The organism is Pseudoalteromonas sp. 2CM39R (assembly GCF_023161845.1).
This window is the reverse complement of record NZ_JALNTM010000005.1, coordinates 330,725-346,241: the sequence shown is the minus strand read 5'-3', so window position 1 is coordinate 346,241 and position 15,517 is coordinate 330,725. Positions and strand designations below refer to the sequence as shown.

General features: G+C 40.4%; 16 protein-coding genes and 1 tRNA gene. 3 read left to right on the top strand and 14 right to left on the bottom strand.

All coding sequences use genetic code 11. The features are described from left to right. Positions 1–395: 395 nt before the first annotated feature. Positions 396–989 (top strand): LuxR C-terminal-related transcriptional regulator, encoded by a 594-nt coding sequence (locus MTF66_RS14025; RefSeq protein ID WP_248527508.1) that lies wholly within the window; start codon positions 396–398, stop codon positions 987–989. On the opposite strand, the gene MTF66_RS14020 is transcribed toward MTF66_RS14025, so the two are convergent. Genes MTF66_RS14020 through MTF66_RS13995 form a run of 6 tightly spaced genes read right to left on the bottom strand, consistent with a single transcriptional unit; the run spans position 970 to position 6,640 of the window. Beyond that, on the bottom strand, positions 970–1,821 hold the full coding sequence (locus tag MTF66_RS14020) for a hypothetical protein (protein ID WP_248527507.1): 852 nt from the start codon (positions 1,819–1,821) through the stop codon (positions 970–972). The two genes, MTF66_RS14025 and MTF66_RS14020, sit on opposite strands and share 20 nt — an antisense overlap. Next, positions 1,811–4,258 (bottom strand): fimbria/pilus outer membrane usher protein, encoded by a 2,448-nt coding sequence (locus MTF66_RS14015; RefSeq protein ID WP_248527506.1) that lies wholly within the window; start codon positions 4,256–4,258, stop codon positions 1,811–1,813. The genes MTF66_RS14020 and MTF66_RS14015 overlap by 11 nt, the downstream gene beginning before the upstream one ends. Further along, on the bottom strand, positions 4,218–4,919 hold the full coding sequence (locus MTF66_RS14010; RefSeq protein ID WP_248527505.1) for a hypothetical protein: 702 nt from the start codon (positions 4,917–4,919) through the stop codon (positions 4,218–4,220). Before MTF66_RS14010 ends, MTF66_RS14015 begins: the two co-directional genes overlap by 41 nt. Further along, positions 4,919–5,617: a molecular chaperone gene (locus MTF66_RS14005; protein ID WP_248527504.1), complete on the bottom strand. Its 699-nt coding sequence runs from the start codon at positions 5,615–5,617 to the stop codon at positions 4,919–4,921. Before MTF66_RS14005 ends, MTF66_RS14010 begins: the two co-directional genes overlap by 1 nt. A gap of 46 nt (positions 5,618–5,663) precedes the next feature. Beyond that, a complete protein-coding gene (locus MTF66_RS14000) occupies positions 5,664–6,140 on the bottom strand; it encodes a hypothetical protein (protein ID WP_248527503.1) in 477 nt (158 codons plus the stop codon). Positions 6,141–6,169: 29 nt separating this feature from the next. After that, positions 6,170–6,640 (bottom strand): hypothetical protein, encoded by a 471-nt coding sequence (locus tag MTF66_RS13995; protein ID WP_058585432.1) that lies wholly within the window; start codon positions 6,638–6,640, stop codon positions 6,170–6,172. A gap of 402 nt (positions 6,641–7,042) precedes the next feature. On the opposite strand from MTF66_RS13995, the gene MTF66_RS13990 reads away from it, so the two are divergent. Beyond that, positions 7,043–7,885, top strand: a complete 843-nt coding sequence (locus MTF66_RS13990; protein ID WP_248527502.1) for a VOC family protein — start codon at positions 7,043–7,045, stop codon at positions 7,883–7,885. Then, positions 7,885–8,037 carry a hypothetical protein gene (locus tag MTF66_RS13985; RefSeq protein ID WP_165385100.1) on the top strand — a complete coding sequence of 51 codons (153 nt, stop codon included), beginning with the start codon at positions 7,885–7,887 and terminating at the stop codon, positions 8,035–8,037. Before MTF66_RS13990 ends, MTF66_RS13985 begins: the two co-directional genes overlap by 1 nt. A 41-nt stretch (positions 8,038–8,078) precedes the next feature. Here the strand turns inward: MTF66_RS13985 and MTF66_RS13980 are convergent, their stop codons facing one another. From MTF66_RS13980 to rlmE, 8 genes are all read right to left on the bottom strand, one after another. Further along, positions 8,079–9,023 carry a general glycosylation pathway protein gene (locus MTF66_RS13980; RefSeq protein ID WP_248527501.1) on the bottom strand — a complete coding sequence of 315 codons (945 nt, stop codon included), beginning with the start codon at positions 9,021–9,023 and terminating at the stop codon, positions 8,079–8,081. A gap of 200 nt (positions 9,024–9,223) precedes the next feature. Further along, a tRNA-Leu gene (locus MTF66_RS13975) sits at positions 9,224–9,308 on the bottom strand. Positions 9,309–9,384: 76 nt separating this feature from the next. Next, positions 9,385–9,732 carry a preprotein translocase subunit SecG gene (gene secG, locus MTF66_RS13970; RefSeq protein ID WP_054551698.1) on the bottom strand — a complete coding sequence of 116 codons (348 nt, stop codon included), beginning with the start codon at positions 9,730–9,732 and terminating at the stop codon, positions 9,385–9,387. Position 9,733: 1 nt separating this feature from the next. Next, positions 9,734–10,483, bottom strand: coding sequence for a triose-phosphate isomerase (gene tpiA / locus MTF66_RS13965; RefSeq protein WP_248527500.1), 750 nt, complete (start codon positions 10,481–10,483; stop codon positions 9,734–9,736). A gap of 69 nt (positions 10,484–10,552) precedes the next feature. Next, the gene (gene glmM, locus MTF66_RS13960; protein WP_248527499.1) at positions 10,553–11,908 is read right to left on the bottom strand and encodes a phosphoglucosamine mutase; all 1,356 of its coding nucleotides are present in this window, start codon (positions 11,906–11,908) and stop codon (positions 10,553–10,555) included. After that, on the bottom strand, positions 11,901–12,749 hold the full coding sequence (folP, locus tag MTF66_RS13955; protein ID WP_058585436.1) for a dihydropteroate synthase: 849 nt from the start codon (positions 12,747–12,749) through the stop codon (positions 11,901–11,903). The genes glmM and folP overlap by 8 nt, the downstream gene beginning before the upstream one ends. Positions 12,750–12,877: 128 nt before the next feature. Beyond that, positions 12,878–14,818, bottom strand: coding sequence for an ATP-dependent zinc metalloprotease FtsH (gene ftsH / locus MTF66_RS13950; protein WP_248527498.1), 1,941 nt, complete (start codon positions 14,816–14,818; stop codon positions 12,878–12,880). A 66-nt stretch (positions 14,819–14,884) separates the two neighbouring features. Beyond that, entirely contained in the window at positions 14,885–15,514 is a 630-nt protein-coding gene (rlmE, locus tag MTF66_RS13945; RefSeq protein ID WP_058585438.1) for a 23S rRNA (uridine(2552)-2'-O)-methyltransferase RlmE, read from the bottom strand. Positions 15,515–15,517: the final 3 nt, after the last annotated feature.

Here is a 15,517-nt window from a genome sequence, read left to right as displayed (position 1 = left end):
TTTTTTGATTTTTATCAAAAACTGTATAAATAAACCACATTATCATCCCATATTCGAATTATAAGTCACTAAACTTTTTACAAAATAGTAAATAAAAATAAATGTTTAGTTCTGTATTACCGCAATAAACCTGTCATTTAACACAATTTCTATGAACAAAAAATGAACGCGATTTTTGTTATTATTCATAGAAATAGAAACCAATTTCAGAAATTTCTCAGCTTCCAAAGAGTACCTGCCTCAGGTAATGTTTAATATCGTGCTGCCAAGTTAGCAAAAGCTAACTAAACAAAAATGTGCGCAAAATTTTCCTCTGTTGGAATTTCATTTTTTAAACGTAATAATCAGCAACTCAATTTACTTGTTATCATTTACCGATAGTTTTTGGCGTGAATATGGATTTTCTTTTTAATAAAAACGCGGCTGATTCTGTTTCATCAGCTTCAATTCTTCCTTACTGTATTGCGAACGATGATAAAACTCTGTTGCTTAATTACGACTCTTTAGACACTTTGACCAACCGTGAATTAATAAGTGAGTTTATGAAGACGCATGGTTATCATCATCTGGTAATTTTTAATATGCCTGATAGAGCGGATGTGTTGCCATTAAAAGACTGGCCAAAGCTAAAAGGGTTATTTTTTAAAAACACCAAAACAGATATTTTTGAACAAGGACTGCAAGAAATTAAAAAGGGATCCTTGTGGTTTCCAAGAACGGTGAGCGATAAATGGATGAGAGTGATGCTCGAAACTGAGCAAAAAAATCAAATTCAATCAAATAACTTAACGTTTAAAGAATCTAAAGTACTGCACTTGCTTTCTTCTGGCGCGACTTGCCCTCAAATCGCCGATGCTTTATTTATTAGCGAAGCGACGGTGCGAGTTCATTTGCACAAGATTTACCAGAAGATTAATGTTAAAAACAAACAAAAAGCCTTACAGTGGTGTGAAAGGAACATGAATAAAATCAATAAACTTGCGGGCTAATTTGGAAGCGAATTGTATCTTGGTACTGTCCTGCAGCTTGATTACTAAATGCGGCTAATTTTATTTTTAAAGGGATTAAAAAATCTGTCTGCTTTGTAAACAAGAAACTTTTTTTCATTGCGTGATGTAGCTCAATATAATCCCCAGCAAGGGCCAATGAGTAGTTAATCGTATAGCCATTTTGGTAAAACTCATGTACCAATTTACCTTTATTCTCTGACCAAATAGTCATTGCGATATCTGTATTTGCGACAACCAATAAACTAGGTAATAAGCTATATTCCTTTTGAGGTATAAGCTCTCCTAAGTCGATACTTGTACTAGCACTGTTATAACCTAAAAAAGACAGTGCTAAATGCGTCGGAATTGTTACGTCAAAGTCGTAATCTCGTTCATCAAGAGCTTCATTAAATTGATTTTTAAGTATTAGTTTAACTGTATCTTGATACTGACCAGCACGAGCGATGACGCCTCTAGCAATCACAAACCTTAAAGTCATAGAGTTGTCAGAAATAGCGAGGTTATTTAAGGATGTGTTACTAAGAAGCGAGTTTGAATTACCGATAAAATAAGGTATGTGTTGATACTGCCCTAACAACTGTTGATTATTTTCACTCAAAACCTGCAAATAATATGAGCAATTTGTATCGCCCTCTATGAGTACTTTAACCTGCTTTTCAGCGTCTTGGTTTTGTAGTGCTCGGTATTCCTGTAAGTTATCGAATAGATGCTCAATTCTTTGTATCTTTGCAGAGCACTGGCCAAAGCACTCCGTTGTGATGAAGAGAGTAAGAATTAAAAGCACTCCATTTGAAAATCGTTTAATGAACATAAATCACTCCTTTATTATGCAACTGTTGCTTTTCGTCTATTTCGATAATTAATGGCTCATGGCTGATATCTTTTAGCACAATTTGATATTGGCAAGGTTTTAGCCCAGTCAATGCAAAACGCCCTGTTTTACTGGTAAAAAATAAGTAAGGCTCTGCTGCTTGCTCGTCAATGCAACGCGCCTCACCGACTTGCAATGCAAGCGGTTCGTTTTCATTATTTTTTAAAGTTCCCAGCATGGAGATATTGTTCTGCGAACCTACTACAACATCATGGCCGCTTTTATAGGAAGGATAAAAAGTAATATTACCAGCGCCTAGGTCATAACCAGGTGCTAAGTCTTCAACATCAACCCCAATAGTGGCTCTGTCATAGGCATTCATATCGGTGAGTAACACGGTCTGCAGATCTGAGTTAGTGGCTAAATAATCTTCTTCTTGTAAACCTAACTTAATGGTTTTATCCGCTAAACTTGGGTGTGCACTAATCAAAGCAAAACTATTTTGAATAGGCTTACCCACCCCCCATTGAGAATCAGCAAATGCAATACTTGCTGCAGCACTGGCACGACTTTGATGAGACAACAGATTGCCATTTAAATGCTGGTAGTAAGTGCCATGGTCAAAACCTAATGATAATCTATTTGTATTGTATTGGCTGTTAAGATCAAACACGGCTTCGTTATTGTTATTTTTCTCTAAGCCTGCACGTAAATTTAGTGCACCAACAAAGCGCTGATTTTCATTTTGAGTAAACTCCAATCTGGATTTATCGTATTTAGATTGGTGCGATAACTTTAATCTTTGCCTTTGCGAAAACTGATAACTCAACGATAAGTTAAAACTCCACTGCTGATGTTGCTCTGTTTCTTGCCATTGTCCACCGAGTGAAAAATACCACTGATTCGTGTCAATTTTGCCTGAAACAGTTACCCCCGTTGATTTTTCAAACTGTGTTTGCTCATGACGCCTAGAAACATTGGCAAAAATCGACGTTTGTATTGATGTTTCGCTCATAAAGTTGATATTTGCTTGGATAAAGTGCTGCCTAGAACTAGCAAGCGAGCTCAATTCATTATTGAAAGCTATCTGATAAAATTCAGGGTTACTGTATTCGTAGCCAATACTGAAATCAGCCCCCGACTGAGATGGCTGCCTAAATGAGCTATAGATAAGCCGATATGCATAGCCTTTAGCATCATCAAGATTAATTGCATTTTCAAATGCTAACTGCCCTATTGGGGTCGCAAATATTTGCTTAAGCCCTAGTTGCAGGCTCTCTTCATTTCCTTGAGCTGACAACCCAGCGGTCCAACTTGTTGAGATACCGTAGTTAATAAAGCCAGAAAATAAAGGCTGATCATAATCGTAGTCTAATTTGTCTGTTAATTGTGCTGGGTAACCAAAGTGAAATTCGTATTCAAGCTGCCCTTCAGAGAACAAATCGAGACCTGTGGTAAGCGAAAAATTAACCTCTTTTGTAACACCCGCATTATCCGTGATCTTTAACACAATGTGATTATTGCCTTCTGTTAACGGAATATCGTCCAGTGAATAAATACCGGCAGGCAAGTTCAGGCGCCTAAATAAACGCTCATCAATATATACTTCAACGGACGATGGGCTATCTAACGTAAAGCGCTGTGATGCACTTGGTCGAATCGTTCTGTCTGAGACAAGTGTAAAATCATGGGCAAGCGACAGTCCAAGGATGCGAGCTGTTGATTGAAAATAACTGCCCGCACTGTAATTATCACCCAAGGAAAAACGCATGCCATGAATGGGTAAATCATGTATTACTCGAGTACCTAATCGTTTAAAGTTATTGTCACTTTGCGTATCTACGAACTGGGCTTCGTTTTCTATAACCCAACTTTTTAAGTTTAATACTGCTTCAGGCCTAATCGTTAACTGCTTTTGCTTTATATCTTGGGCTTGATTCGATTGATACACATAGCTGGAATACACATTAATGTAGCCACTGTAGTTTGCGCTTTTAATTGCTTGCTGCTGGTTTCGTTTTGACACTGCAGCAATACTTTTTTCTTTGATTATGCTCAGTGGCAAGGTTATGTTTAAGCTAAAATCAAGCATTTCGAACACAACACCAATGCCAAGTGTTTGAAGCTCTTCAAGGTTTACCAAGCCTTTTTCATCAACAAGCATTTCTATGTGTTCAAGGGTTTGGGTATTTACAATTGGTCTTAAAAACACCATCAATTCTGAATGCTTTAATAGCAAGGTGTCATCTGGGGTCACCAGTAAGGAAATGTTTGCTTGAGGTTGCTTATTTAAGTAGCAGCTCACCGTGAGCTCAAGCTCTTTTGAGGTGGTATTTATTTTTGCATAGGCAAAACCTGCATTAAGCAAAAACATACACACAGAGCAAAAAAGCAAACTACTGAGATAGCGCAACGTCTGGCGAGATAACTTCTGCATTAACGCTATCCTTTAACGGGATGAGCATCTGCTGTTTGCTTTCTGGCGCAAAGAACACGTCATAACCCGATGCTTTTAGTTGTTGTTTTTTAAATGAAGCGGTTTTTTGATGAGGCAAATATATCGTAAGATCATATTCGCTCAGGCGGGCGGCGCCCTTACCATTATTTGCTACCGTTATTTCACAGCTGTAATTACTACATAAGCTTTTTTCGACAATAAGTTCAGGTAAAAAGCTCTCTTGATGTACATGAACAATTAAATTCACATTAAGCAACATCATTAGTTGTGGCTCAAACGCATTTGTAGGCTTTGAAAGTGGTTGCTCTACTAAACTAATTTGATAAGTTTTATCAAGGCTCGGAGCATCACCAACCCAACGCAGTTGAATTCGTTGACTTTCACCTCGGTGCAAAAGTAATGTCGGCGGAAAGACCCAAACAGGGCTATTTTCTTGATAACGAAACATTGGCTTTGAGCCAGAAAAATCAACCTCAAAGACTTCAATATCAAAGGCAACTTCACGATTAAAAACGTTATGTATCGTACTATAAGTTACTTGCTGTGGCTTAGTTGGATCTAAGGTTAGAACCATTGGGCTTACTTCCACAGCAGCGCAGAATAGTGAATTAAATAAAATTAAAATAGCAAAGATACGCATTAAAACTGTACCTTTAACTGACTTTGCTCAGCTTTAAACTGTGAAGGTACTTTTAGGAAGACCTCTCGAGTAGAGTGTGGCAATAAGAGCTTACCTGATAAAGAACGACTTAATTCCTCACCTGCTAAGTTCACAGTGTCATCATTTTGTTTAATAAGCCAAGTTGCTTTAGATAAACGCAGTAATTTATTGCCTTCATTTTTTAACAGCACTTTCCAAAGCCCTTCTTGATGTTGCTGTTTTTGTTCAATTACAAGCTTTGCTTTAGCTCCTTTAGGTACCACGGTGAATAGTGTTCGAAAACTAGTTGCTATACCAACACCTGACTGACTCGATTCACCTGTATCAATCATCACTTGGTCAACGCCAATCCTGTATGATTTTGAGCTTGCTAAAATGGGGTCGCCCACATAGCGGATTAGAATTGATTGAGATTTTCCTGGTGGGATTATGGTTGTCATTGGGAGAATGAAAAAGTCTACTTCGTTTTGTACTAGCTTCTCTTCTCCTGACGGTTCAATCTTTAGGTCAAATGCTGTTAACTCAATGGCGAGCGAAGACGATGAATTGTTCATTACACGCAACGTTTGTTGCGCCCCAGAACCATTTGGCGCAAGCTCTGCAACCATTGGCTGCACTTGAAATGCATCACAATGAAACGTAAGAAGAAGTGAGAATAAAAAGGTAAGTTTATGCATCATCTTTCCTTTGATGATAAGGCAGCCTTTGACTGCCTTAATTAACTTAGTTAGCTGTAACAGTTAGCATCAAAGTATCTGAGTAGGTACCAGAGTAAACTGGATCTTCTGTAATAGTCAGCACAATCGTGCCAGGAACACCCCCTGCTGCCAATGCTGCAGAGCCAGGTTGACTTTGCTCTGCGCTTTCATCGTTATCACCGTCATCTGCAATAAGTGTAAAAGCAAATGGTGTCGCAGTTAGCGCAGCGGTATAACCTACGCCATCATCCTCGTCATCAGCATTTTGCAAGTGCCCCTCAGAGGTTGTTAATGTCAGTGTGGCACCATCTGAGTCATTGCATTGCAACTCAAAATCCAGTGTAGTCGTTTGATCTTTAGCAATGCTTGGAAAGTAAGTAGATGTATCTAAATTACTTACCTCACATACAGAGGCTACAGAACCGCTGATATTAATGTTTTCAGCAAGCGCAGCGCCAGACGACAACATTGCAATTGCAGATAATGCGATTAGCTTTTTCATTCCACTATTCCTTATAAAATTATTAGCGACTACCAAACACCACCAGAGGCAATGGTTGGGGTCATTTCTATGCGTAAGATATCCTTGTATTCACCCGCATATATAAGTGGTTCGGTAAGCTGAAACTGCAAATCCATCACTCGCTTAAACAAAATATCACTCACTGAGAATACTTGTTTGTTGTGAAGTTGCTCCGCCATATATGACTTTTTTAGCGCTGTATTCACAATTGACAAGCTCATTCTGTAGTTGTTAATTACATTGCTTTGCTGATGACGTAATCCACCATTTTGAGAGTGTATAGACACCTTCATAGGTGTATTGCAGTTGACTACCAATACCGTGTTAACTAAGCCACTCTCTGAAAACTGCAGTTCCGTCGATTGTGCTTCAAACCCACACTTTGCACTAACCTCTCCAGTTAGCGTCAAACTCACATCATCAAATGCAAAACAGGGATTAACCACACAAACTACTAGTAAGATCGGTAATAGCTTCATCGTTTAGCCACTTCACTTCCATATGAATTATCTCGTTAACAGTTTTAGATTATGTGAATTAGGATTTTAAAATTGTTGAATTTTGCTTAGATGCGTTTAAGCCGTTGACTTCGCAGTTTGATTAAGTGAATGAAAATTAAACGCCGAGATACTCCCACTAAAGCGAAAATAATTAACTCATTGCTTTTAATATCAAAAATAACTTGGATTTAATGATGTGCAGATTTACTTGATGGTTTTTCGCTAATTAATTCAAAAGTAGTTGATAAACCTAATTAAACACTATTGAACTAAAACTGGTTCAATAATGGTTTTAGATCATTAAACAAACTCTTTTTGATTGAATAACAAACAAATAATGGTCTATGCTTTTATTTGACCCCATTTTGCAAGGAGCAAACTTTGAAAGTACTCACCCCCTTACGTGCTGCAATTGTAATGGCAGTCACAGCAGTCTCATTGACTGGTTGCCAGCTTACCTCAAGCGAACTACCTGCAATCAGTAATTCAGGTACAAAAAACTCAGGTCACGTTGTGTGGCATGATTTGATCACACCAAATTTGTCACAATCTCAAGCATTTTATAGCAGTGTGTTTGGTTGGCAGTTTCAAACCGTTAACGATAGCTATACGCTGGCATCATTAGATGGAAAATTAATTGCAGGTATGGCAGAACTTGATAATAAACAAAATGCCAGCCATTGGCTGAGCCTTATCAGTAGTAAAGACATCGCTGCCGTTAGTGAAAAAACGATCGCAGCCGGAGGTAAAGTCTTAGTAAGCAGTACCGAAATTAAAGGCCGTGGCACTATTGCTGTATTAGAAGATCCACAAGGGGCTGTTTTTTCACTGATCAATACAGTTAGTGGTGACCCTGAAACTCATCAAACCGATAACGGCTGGATTTGGCAAGAAGTATGGAGTGATAACCCAGAGCAGAGCAAAGCCTTTTACCAATCACTTGGTAATTATTCAGCACAAAGTAAACCGCTTAAAAATGGCAATTACAGCTACTTAGCCTTAAATGGCACACCTGCGATTGGCTTTGTAAAAAAACCAGATACCGAGATAGGTAACACATGGGTGAATTACATTAAAGTAGCCGATGTTGAAGCGACCCTATTAAAAGTAACCGCCGCAGGCGGCATAGTTCTAATGGCACCAAATGACAAAGTACGAAGTGGCAGCATCGCAATTATTCGTGATCCAGCGGGTGCTGGTATTGTAATTCAGGAGCAAATGTAATGAATAAAAAAATGATTCGCTTAGCTGCTCTTGCGGCTGCAGTTTTAGTTTTAAATGCCTGCACGCCCTATGCAAGCCTAGATATTAATGCGCCATTTAAAGTAGGTCCTGTGTACGTTAACCCAAGTATTGGCATTGGCGGTACACTTTAATCAATTTCAGGGCGCTGCGTTTTAAACAAAGCGCCCTATCATTAGTGTTTTACTTTTAAGCGCTGTACCTGGGTCAGCACATCTTCAGCCTTGGCGCCTAGGTAAACGTAAATTGCCAGTGCAATCAACAGACCTACCACAGCAAACATCATCAATACAGCAGGTATAACGTACTCAGTTTGCCCGAGTGCTGCTTTAAACATGGTTAGTAAGGCTTCTATCGATACTGCAATCAAAATTGTTGAAATAAAACGTGTGATCGTTCGCCTTGTTGAGCTGTGGCGAAAAATATCCTTATGCATGAGGATTTCTTCTTCTAGAATTGTTTTGCCTAAATCAAAAATGGCCAGCGCTAAAGTAACAAAGATAATAATGGTAAATGGTTTAAGTGGGTCTGACTGAGTGTCTTCGCTTATAACTAAGTCCACCATTCCAGCAAACACTTTATATAACAAATAGAACACCAAGCAGAACAAGCAAGCGACAATCAGGCCGTAACCAACCTTAAAGTAAGGTGTCATTCTAGCTCGCTTGGTGTCTCCCATAATAAATTCAATCAGTTCAGTTAAACACACATCTATGACTAAAAACTGCTGTTTATCGTTGCCTGAAGGGATTGTTTTGATCACAGAGATACAAAGATGCTTAGTCGCAGTCGAAATATATGGCGAAGTAAAGTGCGGAACAGGCGCAGCAGAGGCGACTAAAAAATAAGGTCGAGCGCTTAAATCTTGCCCAGCTCCAACATGACCTAGTTTCTTTTTGTACTGACGCTTAAAACAAACATTATCACCTTGCTGAATGCCTTGCTCATTCAAACAATATTGCAATTCTAGAAATGGATATTGATTGACAAGCTGTTGATACGCTTGCTTGTTAGTCAACGATGCCTGAACACTAGCAAGTATAGAAAGAAGCAGTTCATGAATAAGCTGTTGTTGCTCTTCATAGCGTTCTATAGCACTTAAATAACTCATTCTTGCCATCTTGCTTCCTTAAAGTAGTAGAGATACCAACTCTAGTTAAGCAAGGAAGACTCCAAGTTTTATTTCACTTAATAATCAATTAGTTAATTTCGGGCAGGGGAATGGCATTAGAATAAAAGCACTATAAAGGTGCGCATTTTGTTTTATGAAGCACTAAAACGAAAAAAGCTGTAACTCAGTGAGTTACAGCTTTTTAATTTTGGTGCGGATGGGGGGACTTGAACCCCCACGGCCGAAGCCACCACCCCCTCAAGATGGCGTGTCTACCAATTCCACCACATCCGCATACAATTCTGTATGTTGTTAAGCTTAACGTTTACTTGAGGAGTGAAAACTGCTTAACGCTAATTAGCAAAGCTAATTAGTTAGGTACGTCAGACGTTTTATCTTCTGTCGCAGGCACATCAGATTGTGCTGGCGTTACAGTTTCAACAGCTGGCGCAGCTTCTAGGTTTTCCCACTCATCAGTCTTTTTGATTTGACCTGCAGTAAGGTTACCTAGAACAATACTTAGTACGAAGAAGATCGTCGCTAAGATTGTTGTTGTTTTAGTCATGAAGTTACCAGCACCTGATGAGCCAAACACGGTACCAGAAGCGCCAGCACCAAATGATGAACCCATATCTGCGCCTTTACCTTGTTGGATTAAAACCATACCAACTAACGCTAAAGCAACAATTAAATAAACTACTAATAAAATTTCGTACATCTTATACGGTCCCTTTTGCACTTTCACAGATAGCAGTAAATGAATCTGCTTTAAGACTCGCGCCACCAATAAGGCCGCCGTCTATATCTGGTTGTGCAAATAATAATTCGCTATTTTTTTCATTCACGCTACCACCATATAAGATGGTTAATTGCTGTGCTACGTCGCTATCTGAAGAAGCAATCTTCTCGCGGATAAACTTGTGCACGGCTTGCGCTTGCTCAGGAGAGGCAGTCTTACCTGTGCCAATGGCCCAAACGGGCTCGTATGCTACCACAGAATTCTTCAGTGCTGCTACACCTAATTTGCTAATTACAGCATCAATTTGAGCTGCAACCACTAATTCAGTTTCGTTTGCTTCACGTTGCTGCTCGCTTTCACCCACACATAGGATAGGAGTTAAGCCAACTTGCTGCGCTCGCGCAAACTTATCTGCAACAACTTCATCTGACTCACCGTAAATGCTACGACGTTCAGAATGGCCAACTAACGTGTAAGCTGCGCCTAGATCTTTGACTAGCTGAGCATCTACTTCACCAGTAAATGCGCCGGCTTGGTTTTCAGAGACTGTTTGCGAACCAAACGTTACGTCTTGTTGCTGCAAAGAACTCAACAATGGGAATGGTGGAAACACCACTATATCCAGTTCATCCGTTTGAACATTTTTGATAGCAGTTGATAACTGTTCAACAAGCTCTAAAGAGCCGTTCATTTTCCAATTACCTGCGACCATCGGCTTACGTGTTGCCATTATTCCACTCCACATTAGAAAGCGGGCAAGATACTAACTCGACTTGCCCAAAGTTACAAGAGGTTATTGTTATGCCTCGGTTTGTTTGCTCACAGTTTCGACAACTTCAGCTATTTTACGTGCACTATCAAGCACAACTTTTTCCTGCTCAGCTTCAACCATTACTCGCACAACAGGCTCAGTTCCTGATTTACGAAGTAATACTCGGCCAGTATCACCTAACTGTTCTTCAACGTGCGCTACCATATCAACTACAGCTTGATCTTGTGTTGGGTCGGTACCTTGTGGGTAACGAACATTGATCATTTTCATTGGGTATTTTGTAAAACCAGCTCCTAAGTCTTGCAATGTTTTATTCTGCGCAACCATTGCTGCTAATACTTGCAAGCTTGAGATAATGCCATCACCCGTGCTGATTAAATCAAGGTTTAATACGTGACCTGAGCTCTCGCCGCCGATTTTCCAGCCTTTTTCTTGCAGTAACTCCATTACGTAGCGGTCACCCACTTTGCTGCGAGCAAACTCAATTCCACGAGCCTTTAAGGCGTTCTCAAGACCCATGTTTGACATTACCGTACCGACGACACCACCACCTAAAATATCGTCATTTGCAGCTTGGCAAGCAATGATATAGACAATGTCATCGCCATCAAAAACTCGGCCATTATGGTCAACCATCATCACACGATCACCATCACCATCGTAGGCAATACCAACATCGGCATTGTGTTCTAATACCTTGCGTTTAAGGGTTTCAACATGAGTTGCACCACACTCTAAGTTGATATTTACCCCGTTTGGCTCACAAGCATGACAGATAACATCCGCGCCAAGTTCACGCATTACTGAAGGTGCAATGTTATAAGTAGCACCATTAGCACAATCGAGAACAATTTTTAAACCTTCAAGCGATAAGCCTTGCGGAAATTGGCTTTTGCAGAATTCAATGTAACGACCATCAGCAGTTTCTAAACGACGCGCTTTACCAAGCTTATCAGAAGCAACACAGGTCATTGGTTCATCCATCATGGCTTCAATTTCAAGTTCTACTTCATCTGCAAGCTTTAAACCACGACCACTGAAAAACTTAATACCGTTATCATGGTAAGGGTTATGAGATGCACTAATCACAATACCCGCTTCAGCACGGAAAGTTTGCGTAAGATAAGCAACAGCTGGTGTCGGCATTGGGCCTAACAAAACAACATCAATACCAGCAGCAATTAAACCTGCCTCAAGTGATGTTTCGAGCATGTAGCCAGAAATACGGGTATCTTTACCAATAATGACTTTTTTTGTGCCAATTTTTGATAATACACGCCCTGCAGCCCAACCTAGCTTTAAAGCAAATTCAGGTGTGATTGGAAACTCACCCACCATGCCACGAACACCATCTGTGCCAAAATACTTTCTTGTGTTACTCATTTGAAATTCCTCGATCACATGCTTGCCAAACCGCTAGCACGTCAGCTGTTTCTTGTACGTCATGAACACGAATAATTTTTGCGCCATTTTGTGCTGCTATCAGCGCGCCCGCAAGGCTTCCCGCTAAGCGTTCATGTGTGTCTCTATTTAATAAATTACCAATCATCGATTTACGAGAAAGGCCTGCTAGTACCGGTAAATTGAATTTATTAAATATATTAAACTCTTTAAGTATTTGATAATTATGAGCCAAAGTCTTACCAAAGCCAAAGCCCGGGTCTAAAATAATACGTTGTTGCTGAATGCCCGCTTGCTCACACACGGCTAAACGCTCTGCAAAGAAATCATTAATATCATTAAACAAGTCATTATAATGTGGGTTACTTTGCATAGTACGAGGCTGACCTTGCATATGCATTAAGCAAATTGCCACCTCTGGGTATTGTGCCAGTACCTCAATTGCACCAGGTTCTTGTAACGCTCTAACATCATTGATGATGTCAGCTCCTGCGATTATCGCTTGGCGCATTACTTCGCTCTTGCTGGTATCAATCGAAATAATACAATCACTGCTTGCTCTAAGCGATTTCACTAAAGGAATAACGCGTTCAAGCTCATCTTCAAGAGATACATCAGGTGCCCCTGGGCGGGTAGACTCACCACCTATATCAATTATTTTTGCGCCTTGATTTAATAACGTATGAGCTTGTTTGACAGCGCTGTCTAGTTGGCAAAAACTACCGCCATCAGAGAATGAGTCTGGAGTGACATTTAAAATCCCCATCACCACTGGGGAATCGAGGTGTAATGTGCGACCTCGAGGTAAGTTAAGAACGGTCATTGAACACCTATGCTATAAATTAGCGTCAATTGCGCATTTATTATTCTAGATAACAGTTTGAAAATTGCGCATTTTTTGAAATAAAAAAGCCCCGACTAGCGGGGCCTTTCTGTGTCTAATTGTACCGACTATTCGGCTTTGTCATCAACATTTGTTTTTGTTTCTGATGATTCTTCTGGCTCTTTTGTGTCTTTTTCGACAACTTTTTCAGCAGAAGGAGCTGGCTTTTTATCATCTGAGCGACGGTCATGAACATCACGCGGCTCACGTACAGGCTGACGTGCCATTAAGTCATCAATTTGACCCGCATCAATCGTCTCGTACTTCATTAGTGCATCTTTCATCGCATGTAAGATATCAATGTTATCTTTAAGGATTTGCTCTGCACGTTGATAGTTACGATCTGAGAATAAACGAACTTCTGTGTCGATCACTTTTGCAGTTTCATCAGACATGCTCATAGAACGACTGCCGCCGCCACCCATGTACATTTCGTTTTGGTCTTCAGCGTAAAGTAATGGACCTAGTTTTTCACTAAGACCCCATTGAGTAACCATTTTACGAGCAATATCGGTTGCACGCTCAATATCGTTACTTGCACCGGTTGTCACTTTATCTTCACCGTAGATTAGTGCTTCAGCAATACGACCACCGTAAAGACTAGAGATCATTGACTCTAAAAGCTCTTTTGAGTGGCTCACACGGTCTTGCTCAGGCAAGTACATAGTGACACCAAGCGCACGTCCACGAGGAATGATAGACACTTTATAAACTGGATCATGTTCAGGTACCATGCGACCAACAATCGCGTGACCTGCTTCATGGTAAGCAGTCATTTCTTTTTCCTGCTCACTCATCACCATGGTCTTGCGCTCTGCACCCATCATGATTTTATCTTTTGCAGCGTCAAACTCTGCCATGCTTACAACGCGTTTGTTACCACGAGCTGCATATAACGCAGCTTCGTTAACTAAGTTTGCAAGATCAGCACCAGAGAAACCAGGCGTACCGCGCGCAATAACTGCGGCTTCTACGTTGTCGCCTAGTGGCACTTTACGCATGTGAACTTTAAGGATTTGCTCACGGCCACGAATATCAGGAAGACCAACAACAACTTGGCGGTCAAAGCGACCAGGACGTAATAACGCAGGGTCTAATACATCTGGGCGGTTCGTTGCTGCAATAACGATAATACCTTCGTTACCTTCGAAGCCGTCCATTTCAACAAGCATTTGGTTTAGTGTTTGCTCACGCTCATCGTGACCACCACCCATGCCAGCGCCACGTTTACGGCCTACTGCATCGATTTCATCAATAAAGATGATACAAGGAGCTGCTTTTTTCGCTTGCTCGAACATGTCACGTACACGTGATGCACCAACACCTACAAACATTTCTACGAAATCAGAACCTGAAATTGTGAAAAATGGCACTTTAGCTTCACCAGCTACTGCTTTAGCAAGTAACGTTTTACCCGTACCAGGAGGACCAACCATCAACACGCCTTTCGGGATGCTACCACCTAGCTTTTGGAATTTTGATGGGTCACGTAAGAAGTCAACCAGCTCAGTTACATCTTCTTTCGCTTCGTCACAACCAGCAACATCAGCAAAAGTAGTTTTAACTTGGTCTTCACTCATTAGGCGCGCTTTACTCTTACCGAAAGACATCGCGCCTTTACCGCCACCACCTTGCATTTGACGCATGAAGAAAATCCATACACCAATTAGCAGTAACATTGGGAACCAAGAGATTAAAATGCTGGCGAGGAATGACTGCTCTTCAGGCTTAACACCTTTTACATTAACGTTGCTTTTTAAAAGATCATTCAAGATGTCTTTATCATACATAGGCATGATAGTTTGGAAGCGTTCACCGTTAGTCTTAGTACCTGTGATAGTACCTGATGTGCTTTCTATTGAGACCTCTTGGATAGCGCCACTACGAGCGTCGCTTACAAATTGAGTGTAACTTGTTTGGCGATCTGCCTGATCACCACCATTAAAGCTCTGAAACACTGACATTAGCACAACAGCAATGACCAGCCAGAGTATTAGATTTTTCGCCATATCGCTCAAGGAGTTAACCTCTTGTATCCAATTAATTTAAATTCAACTTAACGCAGCACAACTGTACTACAGTTTGTAGCCTGTCGCCACTATATAAACTTCCCGAGAACGGGCGCGTGATGCATCGGGCTTTCTAATTTTAACCGCTTTAAAGCTATTACGTACATCCTGCAAGTATTGATCAAATCCTTCGCCTTGGAAGACTTTGACACAAAATGCGCCATTTTTCTTTAAAACTTGGTGGCACATGTCTAATGCCAACTCAACTAAGTACATACTACCAGCTTGGTCAACAGATGTATTGCCACTCATATTTGGCGCCATATCAGAAAAAACTACATCAACATTTTTTCCATCAATACGCGTTAAAAGAGCATCAAGCACCGCTTCTTCACGGAAGTCGCCTTGTAAGAAGTCGACACCTGCTAATGAATCCATAGGTAAGATATCACAAGCAATTACTTGGCCTTTATCACCTACTTTTTCTGCTAGATATTGCGACCAACTACCTGGCGCAGCACCTAAATCAACCACTGTCATTGATGGTTTGATTAATTTATCTTTGTTTTGAATTTCGTCTAATTTGAATACCGCACGAGAACGCCAACCTTTCTTTTGCGCTTCGTGAACATAAGGATCGTCGAAATGTTCTTTCAGCCAACGCTTAGAACTGGCTGAATGTTTTTTATTTGCCATAAA

What these genes read in the sequence shown, in the direction of transcription:
- MTF66_RS14020 (WP_248527507.1), bottom strand. Translation starts at nt 1,821, where the DNA reads ATGTTCATTAAACGATTTTCAAATGGAGTGCTTTTAATTCTTACTCTC.
- MTF66_RS14025 (WP_248527508.1), top strand. Translation starts at nt 396, where the DNA reads ATGGATTTTCTTTTTAATAAAAACGCGGCTGATTCTGTTTCATCAGCT.
- secG (WP_054551698.1), bottom strand. Translation starts at nt 9,732, where the DNA reads ATGTACGAAATTTTATTAGTAGTTTATTTAATTGTTGCTTTAGCGTTA.
- MTF66_RS13980 (WP_248527501.1), bottom strand. Translation starts at nt 9,023, where the DNA reads ATGGCAAGAATGAGTTATTTAAGTGCTATAGAACGCTATGAAGAGCAA.
- MTF66_RS14010 (WP_248527505.1), bottom strand. Translation starts at nt 4,919, where the DNA reads ATGCGTATCTTTGCTATTTTAATTTTATTTAATTCACTATTCTGCGCT.
- glmM (WP_248527499.1), bottom strand. Translation starts at nt 11,908, where the DNA reads ATGAGTAACACAAGAAAGTATTTTGGCACAGATGGTGTTCGTGGCATG.
- MTF66_RS13995 (WP_058585432.1), bottom strand. Translation starts at nt 6,640, where the DNA reads ATGAAGCTATTACCGATCTTACTAGTAGTTTGTGTGGTTAATCCCTGT.
- MTF66_RS13985 (WP_165385100.1), top strand. Translation starts at nt 7,885, where the DNA reads ATGAATAAAAAAATGATTCGCTTAGCTGCTCTTGCGGCTGCAGTTTTA.
- ftsH (WP_248527498.1), bottom strand. Translation starts at nt 14,818, where the DNA reads ATGGCGAAAAATCTAATACTCTGGCTGGTCATTGCTGTTGTGCTAATG.
- rlmE (WP_058585438.1), bottom strand. Translation starts at nt 15,514, where the DNA reads ATGGCAAATAAAAAACATTCAGCCAGTTCTAAGCGTTGGCTGAAAGAA.
- folP (WP_058585436.1), bottom strand. Translation starts at nt 12,749, where the DNA reads ATGACCGTTCTTAACTTACCTCGAGGTCGCACATTACACCTCGATTCC.
- MTF66_RS14005 (WP_248527504.1), bottom strand. Translation starts at nt 5,617, where the DNA reads ATGCATAAACTTACCTTTTTATTCTCACTTCTTCTTACGTTTCATTGT.
- MTF66_RS14015 (WP_248527506.1), bottom strand. Translation starts at nt 4,258, where the DNA reads ATGCAGAAGTTATCTCGCCAGACGTTGCGCTATCTCAGTAGTTTGCTT.
- tpiA (WP_248527500.1), bottom strand. Translation starts at nt 10,483, where the DNA reads ATGGCAACACGTAAGCCGATGGTCGCAGGTAATTGGAAAATGAACGGC.
- MTF66_RS14000 (WP_248527503.1), bottom strand. Translation starts at nt 6,140, where the DNA reads ATGAAAAAGCTAATCGCATTATCTGCAATTGCAATGTTGTCGTCTGGC.